At 70.7% G+C, this 12,554-nt stretch carries 12 protein-coding genes and 3 pseudogenes; 7 read left to right on the top strand and 8 right to left on the bottom strand.

From position 1 onward, the window contains the following. Positions 1–17: 17 nt before the first annotated feature. A pseudogene (locus ACZ39I_RS19075) lies at positions 18–658 on the bottom strand (alpha-ketoglutarate-dependent dioxygenase AlkB family protein). Positions 659–725: 67 nt separating this feature from the next. On the opposite strand from ACZ39I_RS19075, the gene ACZ39I_RS19070 reads away from it, so the two are divergent. Then, positions 726–1,868 carry a methyltransferase gene (locus ACZ39I_RS19070; RefSeq protein WP_467245511.1) on the top strand — a complete coding sequence of 381 codons (1,143 nt, stop codon included), beginning with the start codon at positions 726–728 and terminating at the stop codon, positions 1,866–1,868. Further along, complete coding sequence (locus ACZ39I_RS19065) at positions 1,861–2,625, top strand: class I SAM-dependent methyltransferase (protein WP_467245510.1); 765 nt, start codon at positions 1,861–1,863, stop codon at positions 2,623–2,625. Before ACZ39I_RS19070 ends, ACZ39I_RS19065 begins: the two co-directional genes overlap by 8 nt. Here ACZ39I_RS19065 and ACZ39I_RS19060 read toward each other — a convergent pair. Next, positions 2,603–3,454, bottom strand: a complete 852-nt coding sequence (locus ACZ39I_RS19060) for a class II fructose-bisphosphate aldolase (RefSeq protein WP_467245509.1) — start codon at positions 3,452–3,454, stop codon at positions 2,603–2,605. The two genes, ACZ39I_RS19065 and ACZ39I_RS19060, sit on opposite strands and share 23 nt — an antisense overlap. A gap of 201 nt (positions 3,455–3,655) precedes the next feature. Beyond that, on the bottom strand, positions 3,656–4,540 hold the full coding sequence (locus ACZ39I_RS19055; protein ID WP_467245705.1) for an SIS domain-containing protein: 885 nt from the start codon (positions 4,538–4,540) through the stop codon (positions 3,656–3,658). A 159-nt stretch (positions 4,541–4,699) separates the two neighbouring features. Between ACZ39I_RS19055 and ACZ39I_RS19050 the strand changes: the two genes are divergently transcribed. Continuing rightward, positions 4,700–6,520 carry a glycoside hydrolase family 15 protein gene (locus ACZ39I_RS19050; RefSeq protein WP_467245508.1) on the top strand — a complete coding sequence of 607 codons (1,821 nt, stop codon included), beginning with the start codon at positions 4,700–4,702 and terminating at the stop codon, positions 6,518–6,520. 48 nt (positions 6,521–6,568) lie between these two features. Further along, entirely contained in the window at positions 6,569–7,444 is an 876-nt protein-coding gene (locus ACZ39I_RS19045; protein ID WP_467245507.1) for a PhzF family phenazine biosynthesis protein, read from the top strand. A 288-nt stretch (positions 7,445–7,732) separates the two neighbouring features. On the opposite strand, the pseudogene ACZ39I_RS19040 reads toward ACZ39I_RS19045, so the two are convergent. Further along, positions 7,733–8,289, bottom strand: a pseudogene (locus ACZ39I_RS19040) (MATE family efflux transporter); the annotation flags it as partial. Between the two features lie 4 nt (positions 8,290–8,293). Next, positions 8,294–9,040 carry a vWA domain-containing protein gene (locus tag ACZ39I_RS19035; protein ID WP_467245506.1) on the bottom strand — a complete coding sequence of 249 codons (747 nt, stop codon included), beginning with the start codon at positions 9,038–9,040 and terminating at the stop codon, positions 8,294–8,296. Between the two features lie 89 nt (positions 9,041–9,129). Between ACZ39I_RS19035 and ACZ39I_RS19030 the strand changes: the two genes are divergently transcribed. Next, a complete protein-coding gene (locus tag ACZ39I_RS19030) occupies positions 9,130–9,369 on the top strand; it encodes a hypothetical protein (protein WP_467245714.1) in 240 nt (79 codons plus the stop codon). Here ACZ39I_RS19030 and ACZ39I_RS19025 read toward each other — a convergent pair. Beyond that, positions 9,340–9,474: pseudogene (locus ACZ39I_RS19025) on the bottom strand (sigma factor-like helix-turn-helix DNA-binding protein); the annotation flags it as partial. The gene ACZ39I_RS19030 and the pseudogene ACZ39I_RS19025 overlap by 30 nt on opposite strands. An 87-nt stretch (positions 9,475–9,561) precedes the next feature. Between ACZ39I_RS19025 and ACZ39I_RS19020 the strand changes: the two are divergent. Beyond that, entirely contained in the window at positions 9,562–10,389 is an 828-nt protein-coding gene (locus ACZ39I_RS19020) for an MBL fold metallo-hydrolase (RefSeq protein ID WP_467245505.1), read from the top strand. A gap of 418 nt (positions 10,390–10,807) precedes the next feature. On the opposite strand, the gene ACZ39I_RS19015 is transcribed toward ACZ39I_RS19020, so the two are convergent. Both ACZ39I_RS19015 and ACZ39I_RS19010 read right to left on the bottom strand, forming a co-directional pair. Beyond that, positions 10,808–11,311: a cupin domain-containing protein gene (locus tag ACZ39I_RS19015; RefSeq protein ID WP_467245504.1), complete on the bottom strand. Its 504-nt coding sequence runs from the start codon at positions 11,309–11,311 to the stop codon at positions 10,808–10,810. Between the two features lie 32 nt (positions 11,312–11,343). Further along, positions 11,344–11,682: a DUF4267 domain-containing protein gene (locus ACZ39I_RS19010; RefSeq protein WP_467245704.1), complete on the bottom strand. Its 339-nt coding sequence runs from the start codon at positions 11,680–11,682 to the stop codon at positions 11,344–11,346. A 260-nt stretch (positions 11,683–11,942) separates the two neighbouring features. On the opposite strand from ACZ39I_RS19010, the gene ACZ39I_RS19005 reads away from it, so the two are divergent. After that, the gene (locus tag ACZ39I_RS19005) at positions 11,943–12,551 is read left to right on the top strand and encodes a hypothetical protein (protein ID WP_467245503.1); all 609 of its coding nucleotides are present in this window, start codon (positions 11,943–11,945) and stop codon (positions 12,549–12,551) included. The last annotated feature ends 3 nt before the right edge of the window (positions 12,552–12,554 follow it).

Here is a 12,554-nt window from a genome sequence, read left to right as displayed (position 1 = left end):
TCCGTTCGTCACTCCGGTCAGAGGCCGCTGACGCGCAGCGTGATGTTGAGCCGCCCGGTCAGCCCCAACTCGGGCGGGGCGGTGCCCGGATGCACGCGGGGCACCCCGTGGTACGCGAGTCTCGACGGGCCGCCGAAGACGAACAGGTCGCCGGTGCGCAGCTCGACGTCCGTGTACGGCCTGGTCCGGGTCTCGGGGTTGCCGAAGCGGAAGACACAGGTGTCCCCGAGGCTCAGGGAGACCACGGGGGCGTCCGACTTCTCGTCGCTGTCGCGGTGCATGCCCATGCGGGCGTCGCCGTCGTAGAGTTTGTCAGTGCGATGTCGTAACCGGAGACCTCGGTGTCCAGGGCGTCCCGCACCGCTTCCCGGCCCAGTTCGCCCAGCCAGTCGGGGAAGGGCTTCACCGGTGCCCCGTCGCCGTCGACGACCGTGGGGGCGTAGCCGTACGGGTACCAGTGCCGGCCCAGGCAGACCTGCCGGGCGGTCATCGTGCCGCCGCCGGGGGTGCGGACCGTGCGCGGTCCGGCGGGCGGGCGCGCCCACTCCCGGCAGGCCGCGAGCAGCTCGCGCTGTCGTGCCGGGTCCAGCCAGTCCGGCAGGTGCACCGCGCCCGGCGCGATCTCCGTGCGGGCTCTGGGGAACAGCTCGGCTTCCATGGTTCCATCCTGCCCGAGCGGGCCTGAGCTGCGGCTCGGCTAGCCTGGACGCACGATGGACGACCGAATGACGACGCCCTGGGGCGAGCTCGCCCTCACCCGCTTCCCCGAGGACCCGCGTGACCGGCTGCGCGCCTGGGACGCCTCCGACGCGTATCTGCTGAGGCATCTCGCGGACGAGGGGGTGCCGCTGTCCGGCACGGTCGTCGTGCTCGGCGACCGCTGGGGCGCCCTGGTGACCGCGCTGGCGGCGCACCGGCCGGTGCAGATCACCGACTCCTTCCTCAGCCAGGAGGCGACCCGCGCCAACCTCGAACGCGCAGGTGTCGAGCCCGGTGCCGTCCAGCTCCTCACCACGCAGGACCCGCCACCCGGCCGCGTCGATGTCCTGCTGGTGCGCGTGCCGAAGAGCCTGGCCCTGCTGGAGGACCAGTTGTCGCGACTGGCGCCCGCCGTGCACGAGGGCACCGTGGTGGTCGGCACCGGCATGGTGAAGGAGATCCACACCTCGACGCTCCGGCTGTTCGAGCGGATCCTCGGGCCGACCCGCACCTCGCTGGCCGAACAGAAGGCCCGGCTCATCTTCTGCACACCGGAGCCGTCGCGCGCCCGGCCCGCCAACCCCTGGCCGTACGGCTACACCCTCCCGGACGGTATCGGTGCCGCCTCCGGGCGGACCGTCGTCAACCACGCGGGCGTCTTCTGCGCGGACCGGCTCGACATCGGCACCCGCTTCTTCCTCCAGCACCTGCCGGACAGCCGCGGCTCCCGGCGGATCGTGGACCTGGGCTGCGGCAACGGAATCGTCGGTACGGCCGTGGCCCTGGCCGACCCCGAGGCCGAGGTGCTGTTCGTCGACGAGTCCTTCCAGGCCGTGGCCTCGGCGGAGGGGACGTACAAGGCGAACGGGGTGCCGGGGCACGCGGAGTTCCGGGTCGGGGACGGTCTGACGGGGGTCCCGGCGGGCAGCGTCGACCTCGTGCTCACCAACCCGCCGTTCCACTCCCACCAGGCCACCACCGACGCGACTGCCTGGCGAATGTTCACGGGAGCGCTCGGGGCGCTACGGCCCGGCGGCGAACTGTGGGTCGTCGGGAACCGGCACCTCGGGTACCACGTGAAGCTGCGGAAGTTGTTCGGCAACAGTCAACTGGTCGCCAGTGACCCCAAGTTCGTGGTCCTCAAGGCGGTAAAAAGGCCGAGTGACTGATTCCTCGGCGCGGGACTTCTACGACTCGCTGGCTCCGGACTACCACCGGATCTTCGCGGACTGGGACACGAGCATGGCGCGGCAGGCGGCGGTACTGGGCGCCCTGCTGGGGCCGGGCCCGCACCGGGTGCTGGACTGCTCGTGCGGGATCGGGACCCAGGCGATCGGACTGGCGCTGGCCGGGCACCGGGTCGTCGGCAGCGATCTCAGTCCCGTCGCCGCGGCCCGCGCCGGCGCGGAGGCCGCAGCGCGCGGGACCCGGCTGCCGACGGCGGCCGCGGACATGCGGCGGCTGCCGTTCGTACCGTCCGTCTTCGACGTGGTCGTCTGCGCCGACAACTCCCTGGCGCATCTTCTGACGGCCCCGGACGTGGAGGCCGCGCTCGCGGAGATGCGGCGGGTTCTGCGGGACGGGGGTCTGCTGCTGCTCACCCTCAGGGACTACGACGAGATCCGCCGGACCAGGCCCGGGGCCGCACCTCCGCAGGTCTCCGAGAGCCCCGACGGCCGGGTGATCACCTTCCAGCTGTGGCACTGGCACGAGGACGGCGAGCACTACGACCAGGAGCACTTCCAGCTGCGGCCCGGTGACCGGGACGACTGGGCCGTCCGCGTCCGGCGTACGACCTCGTGGGCGCTGACCCGCGCGCAGCTGACGGAGTTCGTGACCGCGGCCGGTTTCGTCGACGTGCGCTGGCACGATCCGGCCCCCGGCGGGTTCTATCAGCCCGTCCTCACGGCCCGAGCAGCCGGATGATCCGCCGGGCCGCCTCGACCATGGCGTCCCGCCCCGCGCTCAGGTACTTCCGGGAGTCCACCACCTCGGGGTGAGCCGCCAGGAACTCCCGGATCGCGCCGGTCATCGCGAGGTTCAGCGCGGTGCCGACGTTGACCTTGGCGATGCCGCCCGCGACGGCCGCGGTGAGTTCCTCGTCGCGGACTCCGGAGGAGCCGTGCAGGACGAGGGGGACGTCCAGGGTCGTGGAGAGTCGTTCGAGGAGGTCGTGGTCGAGCGTGGCGGTGCGCTCGGTCATCGCGTGGGCGCTGCCGACGGCCACGGCGAGGGCGTCCACACCGGAGTCGGCGACGAAGGCGCGGGCCTCGGCGGGGTCGGTGCGGGCGCCGGGGGCGTGGGCGTCCAGCGGGGGCCGGCCCTGCTTGCCGCCCACCTCCCCCAACTCCGCCTCGACCCACAGCCCTTGGGCATGCGCCCAGTCGGCCGCGGCCCGGGTCGCCGCGAGGTTCTCGGCGTAGGGCAGGTGGGCCGCGTCGTACATCACGGAACCGAAGCCGGCGTCGGCGGCCTGGTGGAGCAGGTCGTCGCTCTGGACGTGGTCGAGGTGCAACGCGACGGGTACGGCAGCGTGTTGGGCCGCGGTGACGGCGGCGTGGGCGAACGGGAGGAGGTTGCCGTGGCGGAACTTGACGGCGTTCTCGCTGACTTGGAGGACGACGGGCGCGTCCAGGGACTCGGCGGCGGCGATGACGGCCTCGACGTGCTCCAGGGTGATGACGTTGAAGGCGGCGACGGCGGAGCGGGTGGCGGCGGCGCGGGTGACGAGCTCGCCGGTGGTGACCAGGGGCACGAGTCTCCTAGGGCCTGTGGTGGGGATCAGGTCGGCTGCGAGGGACGGGAGCGGAGGAGGGAGTCGACGCCGCGCGCACTCCGACAGGCTTTCGGGCCCTTCTTATGGATCTCCGTGCAAGACGGAGCGGCGTTCGGTGCGTGCGATCGGTGAGCGTGCGTGCCGGGCGTCACGATGCCGCGGAGATCCATCAGACGGGCCCTAGGGGCGGGCGAGGATCACCGAGCGGGTGAGGTGGCGGGGTCGGTCCGGGGCGAGGCCGCGGGCCGCGGCGACGGCGACCGCGAGGCGCTGCACGCGGACCAGTTCGGCGAGCGGGTCGAGGGTGCCCGGCACCCACAGTGCGCCGGTCTCCCGGACCTGTGCGGCCAGACCCTCGGGCGCCTCGCCGAGTATCCAGGTGGCGGTGCCGTGGGTGGTGATGCTGATGGGGCCGTGCCGGTACTCCATCGCCGGATAGGCCTCGGTCCAGGCGAGGGACGCCTCGCGCATCTTCAGCCCGGCCTCGTTGGCCAGCCCGACCGTCCAGCCCCGACCGAGGAAGGTGAACTGCGTGCACTCGACGAGGCCTTCGGGCAGGGGTGTCGAGAGTGCGGTGCGGGCGTCGGCGACGACGGCGTCGGTGTGCAGGCCCAGGTGGGCGCGGAGCAGGGTGAGGGCGGTGGTCGCGAACCTCGTCTGGACGACGGAGCGTTCGTCGGCGAAGTCGAGGACGACGACCTCGTCGGCGGCGGTCATGACCGGGGTGGCGGGGTCGGCGGTGAGGGCGGTGGTGCGGGTGCTTCCCTTCAAGTGCCCCAGCAGGTCGAGGACTTCGGTCGTCGTGCCGGACCGGGTGAGGGCGACGACACGGTCGTACGAGCGGCCGTGCGGGAACTCCGACGCGGCGAAGGCGTCCGTCTCGCCCTGGCCGGCGCCCTCGCGCAGCGATGCCACCGCCTGCGCCATGAAGTACGAGGTGCCGCACCCGACGATCGCGACCCGCTCCCCGGCCACCGGAAGCGCGCGGGCGTGATCCGCGGCCTCCGCCGCCGCCCGGGTCCAGCACTCGGGCTGACTGGTCAGCTCGTCCTCGACATGAGTCATGCCGTACCTCTCTGTCATCGTGATTACTCTTGCAAGATATAGCCCTTTTTCGAGCACAAGCAAGCATTCGCACGCAGGCACGGTGCACCCCGTAGTGCTCGGGCCGTTTCCGTGACACCCGCGGCCGATCCTGCATAGGCTGATCCGCAGGAGGCTGCGATGAGCGGATCACCTGGGGATCACACGGGCTACCTGCCGATCGCCGAGCACGGTCTGATCGGCGATCTGCGCAGTGTGGCGCTGGTCGGGACCGACGGCACGATCGACTGGTACTGCTGCCCGTCCTTCGACGCGCCGAGCGTCTTCGCGTCGATCCTGGACGCGGAGCGCGGGGGCGCCTTCGAGCTGGCGGCGGCCGTGCCCGCGCGGACCAAGCAGTTCTACTTCCCCGACACCAACGTCCTGATCACGCGGTTCTACACCGAGGACGGGGTGGGCGAGGTCCAGGACTTCATGCCGGTCGACGGCGACATGGTGGAGACCGACCGGCACCGGCTGATCCGGCGGGTGGTGTGCGTGCGCGGCTCGATCCCGTTCCGCACCCGCGTGGCACCGCGCTTCAACTACGGCGCCCAACCGCACACCCTCCGCATGGTCGGGGACGTCGCGGTCTTCGAGTCCCCCAAGCTGTCGCTGGGCCTGACCGCGACCGTGCCGCTGGAGACCGAAGGGCCGGACGCCCGCGCCGACTTCAAGCTCTCCGAGGGCGAGTCGGCGGTGTTCGCACTGGACCAGGTCGGCGGTGAGGTGACCCCGCGCCGGTGCGCGCGCACCGAGGCCGAGGAGCAGTTCAACAGCACGGTCGCCTACTGGCGGCACTGGCTGTCCGCCTCCAAGTACCGGGGCCGCTGGCGGGAGATGGTGCACCGCTCCGCCCTCACCCTCAAGCTGCTCACCTACGCGCCCACCGGCGCCATCGTGGCCGCGCCGACCACGAGCCTGCCCGAACAGCTCGGCGGCGAGCGCAACTGGGACTACCGGTACGTGTGGGTGCGCGACGCCGCCTTCTGCGTGTACGCGCTGCTGCGCCTCGGCTTCACCAGCGAGGCCGAGGCGTTCATGGACTTCCTGATCCGGCACGTCAGCCCGTCCGCTGACGGCCACGCCGGGCCCTTGCAGATCATGTACGGCATCGACGGCCGCACCGATCTGACGGAGCGTGAACTAGGCCATCTGGAAGGGCATCGGGGCTCCGCGCCGGTCCGGGTCGGCAACGCGGCCGCCGACCAGCTCCAACTCGACATCTACGGTGCCCTGATCGACTCGATCTACCTCTACGACAAGTGGGCCAAGCCGATCTCCAGCGGCCAGTGGGACGACGTGTGCACGCTGGTGGAGTGGGTGTGCGAGCACTGGGACCAGCCCGACGAGGGCATCTGGGAGACCCGCGGCGGCCGCAAGAACTTCCTGTACTCGCGGCTGATGTGCTGGGTGGCGATCGAGCGGGCGATCCGCATGGCGAACCGGCGCGGGCTGCCCGCCGACCTGAACCGCTGGCGGGAGTGCCGCGACACGATCTACCGACGGATCATGGACCGGGGCTGGTCGGAGACCCGGCAGGCGTTCGTCCAGCACGAGGACGGTGACGTGCTCGACGCGGCCGTCCTGATGATGCCGCTGACCAAGTTCATCGCGCCGACCGACCCCAAGTGGCTGTCCACGCTCGACGCGCTGACCGAGGAGCTGGTGTCGGACTCCCTCGTCTACCGCTACGACCCGACGGCGAGCCCCGACGGACTGCGCGGCGACGAGGGCACCTTCTCGATCTGCTCGTTCTGGTACGTCGAGGCGATGGTGCACGCCGGGCGGATCGACGAGGCGCGCCTGGCCTTCGAGAAGATGCTCACCTACGCCAACCATCTGGGCCTGTACGCCGAGGAGATCAGCAACACCGGCGAGCAGCAGGGCAACTTCCCGCAGGCGTTCACGCACCTCGCCCTGATCAGCGCGGCCTTCAACCTGGACCGGGCCCTGGGCTGAGGACCTGGTCGGGGAATAGCTGTCGGCCCGCCCCTCGTTTCTGTCAGCATGACGACGAACGCGCCGCGCACCGAGGTCCTGCGGTACACCGCCTTCTCCAGCAGCCCCGAAGGCGGGAACCCCGCCGGAGTCGTACTGGACGCCACCGGCATGGACGACGGCGAGATGCTGGCCGTCGCCGCCGAGCTCGGATACTCCGAGTCCGCGTTCCTGACCGCGCCCCCGGAGGGGCTGGCCGGGCCGGAGGGGCGGGTGTTCACCATCCGTTACTTCAGCCCCAAGGCCGAGGTGCCGTTCTGCGGGCACGCCACCGTCGCGACCGCTCTCGCGCTGGCGGAGCGGATCGGACCCGGGGAGCTGGTGTTCGCGACGCGCGCCGGGACCGTGCCGGTGGCGGTGACCGAAGAGGGCGGGACGGCCGTGGCCACGCTCACCAGTGTCGAGCCGCATGTCGAGGCGGTCTCCGAGACCGACCTCACCGAGGCGCTCGCCGCGCTCGACTGGCCGGCCGCCGATCTCGACCCGGCGTTCCCGCCCCGGATCGCCTTCGCCGGCGCCCGCCACCTGGTCCTGGCGGCGGCGACCCGTGCCCGCCTCGCGGACCTGGCGTACGACTTCGCCCGCCTCGAGGCCCTGATGCACCGACTGGACCTGACCACTGTCCAGTTGGTGTGGCGGGAGTCGGACACCGTCTTCCACGTGCGTGACCCGTTCCCCGTCGGCGGCGTCGTCGAGGACCCGGCCACGGGGGCCGCGGCCGCCGCGTTCGGTGCGTACCTCCGCGAGTTCGGCCTGGTCCCCGAAGATGCCGTCCTCACCCTGCACCAGGGTGAGGACCTGGGCCGCCCCGGCGAGCTCACGGTGACCCTGCGCACGGGCGACCCCAGGATCCGGGTGAGCGGCGCGGGGACCCGCATCGGCTGAGGACCGGGGCCGTGCCCGCCGGAGGCACCGTGGGAGCCCCCCAGGTCCTCACCCTGACGCGGAGTGAGGACCTCGCCCGCAACGGCGACCTCACGGTCACCCTCCGCGCGGGGCCCCCCGGATCCGGGTCAGCCGCGCGGGAACTCGCATCGGCTGAGAGCCGGGGACCGTGCTCACCGGAGGGCCCGTGAGGAGCCCCAGGTCCCCGGATGACCCGCCGGCCGCGACGGACGCCATCCGCCTCGGCCGTGGTCGCTTGTGCCCTGCCCCGGGCCCGGGATCCGGCGATCAGGCCTGGGACGGCGCCGGTTCCGTCGCTCGGGGCAGCCGGCCGAGGCCCCGGTCGAAGCGTCGTAGGAGGAGCACGGCGGTGGTGGCGAGGCCGGTGAGGAGGCCGAGCCAGAGGCCGAGGGTGTCCAGGCCGAAGGCGAGGCCGAGGAGGGCCGCTGCGGACAGGCCCACGAGCCAGTAGCCGACGAGGGTGATGCGGAAGCCGCCCTTGGTGTCGTCGAGGCCGCGCAGCAGACCGACGCCGATGTTCTGGGTGCAGTCGAAGAACTGGAGGACCGCGGCGACCAGGAGCAACTGCGTGGCGATCTCGACCGCCCGGTCGTCACCGTTGTCGAAGAAGGGGGCGAGCACCAGGCCGGGCACGGTCACGTACACCAGTCCGACCACGGCCGTCACCGCCGCCGCGCAGGCCAGGGCCGTGCTCTTCAGCCGCTGGGCCGCGGCCGGGTTGCGCAGCGCCAGCTCCCGGCTGACGCCGATGGACGCGGCGTGGGAGAGGCCGACGGCTATCTGGAAGACGATGTAGACGAGCTGGTGACGGCGGTGTGCGCGGCCGTTTCACTGCAGGATGCCTGCGGTGCGGGCGGCAGCCAGCCAGTCCGGGAATTCTTGCAGTAGCTGGTCGAAGAGTTCGTGGTTCGGGATGGCTTGTGGGGTGCGGCCGGCGTGGAAGTAACCTGCATTGTCGACGATGCGGCGGGCCGGGACGGCGAGAGTGTCCATCTTGCGCAGGAAGGCGAACTCGTTGTCGTCGGGGTCGCCGAAGCCGATGAACTGCCAGAACAAGGGAAGGCGAGCGGCCTTGCACAGGTAGCGTTCGGCAGCGAACTTGCTGGTAGGGCCGCCGTCGGTTTGGAAAATGACCAGGGCGGGGCAATGACTGCCGGATTCCATGTAGTGGTCGATGACCTCGTCCATGGCCCAGTGATAGTTGGTGCGTCCCATGTGACCGAGGTTTTCGTGCAGCTTGTTGATTCGCCCGCGGTAGCCGCTGAGCGTCAGGTCCGTGGATCCGTCGACGTCGGTGGAGAAGAACACCACGGGAACGGTGCCGTCGTCATCGAGGTGAGCCGACAGCGACAGAACCTGCTCAGCCAGGTGCTGCATGGTGCCGTTTCGGTAGTAGGGCCGCATCGACCCGGAGCGGTCCAGCACGAGATATACCGCCGCCTGCACGTCCTGCAGCCCATGCGTGCGCACGCTGGTACCCGCCGCCTTGTACAGACTGACCAGATCAGGTGCCCTCTCCTGCACCTTGGTCAGACTGATGGCCGTGGCGCGCTCAATGCTGTTCGTCGGGATCACTCCTCCATGGTGGTGCCCTGAGCTTCCGAGCAGGTGATCAGTGCAGCTTGCCTGAGATCGGCCCAACCTGCAGTGGGACAGGTCAGTTGATGGAGCAGCGCCGGGCCGCTGAACGGGAGGCACGGCGGCCGGTCTGCCAGGAGCGCGGGGAGAAGTTCACCGACCAGCGCTGGGAGGAGACCACCACACGCGATCCCTGGAAGACCGGCAACCCGTACCTGGGCCGCAGCTGCTGGACCGACTACCTCGCAGGCAGGAAAGCTGCCGCCGAAGCCGCCCGCGTCCAGACCGCCGCACCTGCCCTCGCGGAGCCGCTCCAGGGTGCGTGACAGCAGCCGGGAGACATGCCTGGTGGAGACACCGAGCCGTTCACAGATCTGGGCCTGGGCCGCTTCTTCGACGAACCTCCAGTACAGGATCTTGCGTGACCGTTCGATCTGCGGCTGTCCGACGGGCGTCGTGGTGCGGTCGGGAGGAGACTGGAACAGTACGGGCGCGCCGGGGGGACCACGGAGTTCGTCATGCATGTACACAAGGTGGGCAGTGACACCACCGTTCTCGCGGACAGTCTCGACGTACCGGGCATCGGATTTCTCCCTGCCAACGCCTTCGTCCTGTTCGCCAGGGAACCGGTCGTCGTCGACACCGGGCTCTCCCTGTCCGACCGGGACTTCGTCGCCACGCTGGGCTCGGTCATGGACCCCGCTGATGTCCGTTGGATCTGGCTGACCCATCCAGACCGCGACCACACCGGTGGAATCTTCGCCCTGCTGGAAGCCGCCCCGCGATGCAAGGTGGTGACCACCTTCATCGGCGCCGGAATCATGTCGACCGAACGGCCACTGCCCCTGGACCGGGTGTGCCTGGTCAACCCCGGCCAGAGCCTCGACGCCGGTGACCGCACGCTGCACGCCTTCCGGCCTCCGCTCTTCGACAACCCCGCCACCGTCGGCTTCTACGACGACCGCACCCGGGTCTGCTACAGCTCCGACTGCTTCGGCGGGCCGATGCCGAGCGAGGACATCGCCGAGAACGGGCACGCCTCCGACCTGTCGCCCGACGATCTCCGGGCGGCGCAGTTGATGTGGGCCACCGTGGACAGCCCCTGGGTGCACATCGTGGATCCCGGGAAGTACCGCTCGACGGTCGAGCAACTGCGGCGCATGGACCCGGAGATCGTGCTTTCCACTCATCTCCCGCCGGCCGTCCGGCTCACCGACCGCATGATCGACACCATCATGGGCGCGCCCGACGCGGACCCGTTCGTCGGGCCGGACCAGCGCGCTCTGGAGCAGATGCTGGCCACCTTCGAGCCCGGGGCGACCACCACACCGCCAGCCCCCGCGTAACGGGCGTGCGTCGGCAGGTGGTTCATGACACGCTCCCGGGACTGCGGCTGCGGCTCCCAGATGACGAGGCGGTACTCCGCCGCGCGCTGCTTCCTGGTGCGGCACCGGCTGACTTGACGCTGTTCGATCGCGTGAAAGGGCTTCCCGTCGGCGGCATCCGCGCCGCTGGGACGGGCACAGCTCTGCCCCGAGGGGGCTGCACCTAGGCGGACAGATATGTGAGTGCCGGATAGGAAGGAACTCGCCAAGGACGTGTCCGCCATGGCCAACCCCGCTGGCGGCATGGTCGGATCCAACCCGCCGGTCCCGACGTGGGCGTCCGGGTCGTGAAGTCCGAGACCAAGGCGGGCAAGATCTACTGAGTGATCACGCCGTTAAACGGTTTCGCGGGGACCCGTCACCGCGCGGGTCGCGTCGCTCACGTGCCTGGCCGGTTTCGCCGCTCCCACGGCTCGCTCCTCAGGAAGTGGTTGTCGTAGAGCTCCTGCACCTCGAGGAGGCTTTCCGGGGTGACCTCGCCGAGCGCGACGCGCTGGAGGTGGCGGAAGTACTCGAAGCGTTCGACGCCCGGGGTGATGACGATGAGCAGGTCGGCGTCGGCGCCGGGGACGGCCGCGAAGGCGTGCGGGCGGCCCGGCGGGACGATGACGAGGTCGCCCCGCTCGGCGGTGACGACGTCCTCCCCGGACAGGAGCTCGGCGGCGCCGTCGAGCACGAAGAACATCTCGGCGGAGTTGTCGTGCCAGTGCGGGCGCGCGCCGTCGGCTCCATCGGTGAGGGTGACGCGCTGGGTGGACAGCGCTCCTCCGGTCGCACTGCTGTCGGCCAGCAGCTTCACCGCGGTGGAAGCGCGCCCGACCACCTCGGCCTCGGCATCGCGGACGATCACGGTCTGGTCGAACTTCGGTATGAACAGCGACATTCCTGGACCCCCTGACATCGGTACGGACCTGCTCAGACGAGGAAGAGCAGCACGGCACTGATCAGTACAACGACCGCCGTGGCGAAGTGGATCCCGAACGCCACGGCCTTGGTGCCGCCGTGCCGCAGCACTATCAGGGTGTCGCCGAGCGGGGTCAGCGCCACGACGAGCATGTACCAGGCCTCGGCCCGGGCGCCCACGAAGAGCAGGAGGGCCAGGCCCAGGACGCCGTAGGTGGCGTCCCGCAACCCCTTGATCGCGAGGTAGGCGGCGTCGCCGTCCGGCTTGGCGGGCACGCCGTAGCCGGCGGCGGCAAGGCGGGGCTGGAGCAGGAAGCGGGCTCCGATGAACAGGATGAACAGGTTGAGCAGAACCGCGACGGTGTACGGGTGGCAGTCATGCCGAGCTCCGTTTTTCTAGCATCGCTAGGGAGACAGGATCGACGCTAGCAGAGCATCGACATATTTTCTAGCAGCGCTAGCATCACTGTATGTCGATCCAGACGCGCCGGGAGCGCGAACGAGCACTGAGGTCAGATCGGACACCGCCCGCGAGGGCCGGTGTCCGCGTGACTCGGGCCACAGGCAGGCGAGCTGCACACCGTACGACCTGGGGAACCTATGGCAACGGGGTGGCGACCGACGGTGTCCTGTGCTGCGATGGACCTCAACGGGTGTTCGGCGTACGGGAGTTCGCGGTGACCGACGGGGTCGGAACGACGAAGGTACGGGACGTGGTGCGTGCGGTGGTGACCGAGCGCGCGCCGAACGAGCTGCCCCTCGTCGAGGGGCTGTTTCGGTTCGACGACGAGGAGGCCGTGCGCGTCCTCGCCGGGCGGGGACCACGCAGGGAACCGCTCGGATTCGGTCTGGCCGAGGCCACCGCCCTGGTCACCGCCGTGGTGTGGCTGACCCTCGACCAGGTGGCCCGGCGCGCCCTCGACGCCGCCGCCGACGGTCTGCTCGCACGGTGCCGCTCCGGTCTGCGCCGGGTCCTGCGCCGGGGAGCCGCCGCTCCTCCGTGCACGCTGCCCGAGCTGGACCGCGACCAACTCACCCTCGTACGCGCACAGATCCTGCGGCTCGCGATCGAGCGCGGTATCGACACGGACGAGGCGGCCTCGCTGGCGGACGCGGTTGTGGTCCACCTGGCGACGGCGGATCCGGCGGCGGACGGGGCTTCCGGCAGCGCTGACACGGGCGGTGAGGTCGACCGGTCGGTCGCCGGCACCGATTCGTGAACG

The organism is Streptomyces sp. NPDC024687 (genome assembly GCF_055559055.1).
This window is presented reverse-complemented; position numbering and strand designations above follow the sequence as displayed.

What these genes read in the sequence shown, in the direction of transcription:
- ACZ39I_RS19050 (WP_467245508.1), top strand. Translation starts at nt 4,700, where the DNA reads ATGAGCGGATCACCTGGGGATCACACGGGCTACCTGCCGATCGCCGAG.
- ACZ39I_RS19045 (WP_467245507.1), top strand. Translation starts at nt 6,569, where the DNA reads ATGACGACGAACGCGCCGCGCACCGAGGTCCTGCGGTACACCGCCTTC.
- ACZ39I_RS19055 (WP_467245705.1), bottom strand. Translation starts at nt 4,540, where the DNA reads ATGACTCATGTCGAGGACGAGCTGACCAGTCAGCCCGAGTGCTGGACC.
- ACZ39I_RS19070 (WP_467245511.1), top strand. Translation starts at nt 726, where the DNA reads ATGACGACGCCCTGGGGCGAGCTCGCCCTCACCCGCTTCCCCGAGGAC.
- ACZ39I_RS19020 (WP_467245505.1), top strand. Translation starts at nt 9,562, where the DNA reads ATGCATGTACACAAGGTGGGCAGTGACACCACCGTTCTCGCGGACAGT.
- ACZ39I_RS19015 (WP_467245504.1), bottom strand. Translation starts at nt 11,311, where the DNA reads ATGTCGCTGTTCATACCGAAGTTCGACCAGACCGTGATCGTCCGCGAT.
- ACZ39I_RS19030 (WP_467245714.1), top strand. Translation starts at nt 9,130, where the DNA reads ATGGAGCAGCGCCGGGCCGCTGAACGGGAGGCACGGCGGCCGGTCTGC.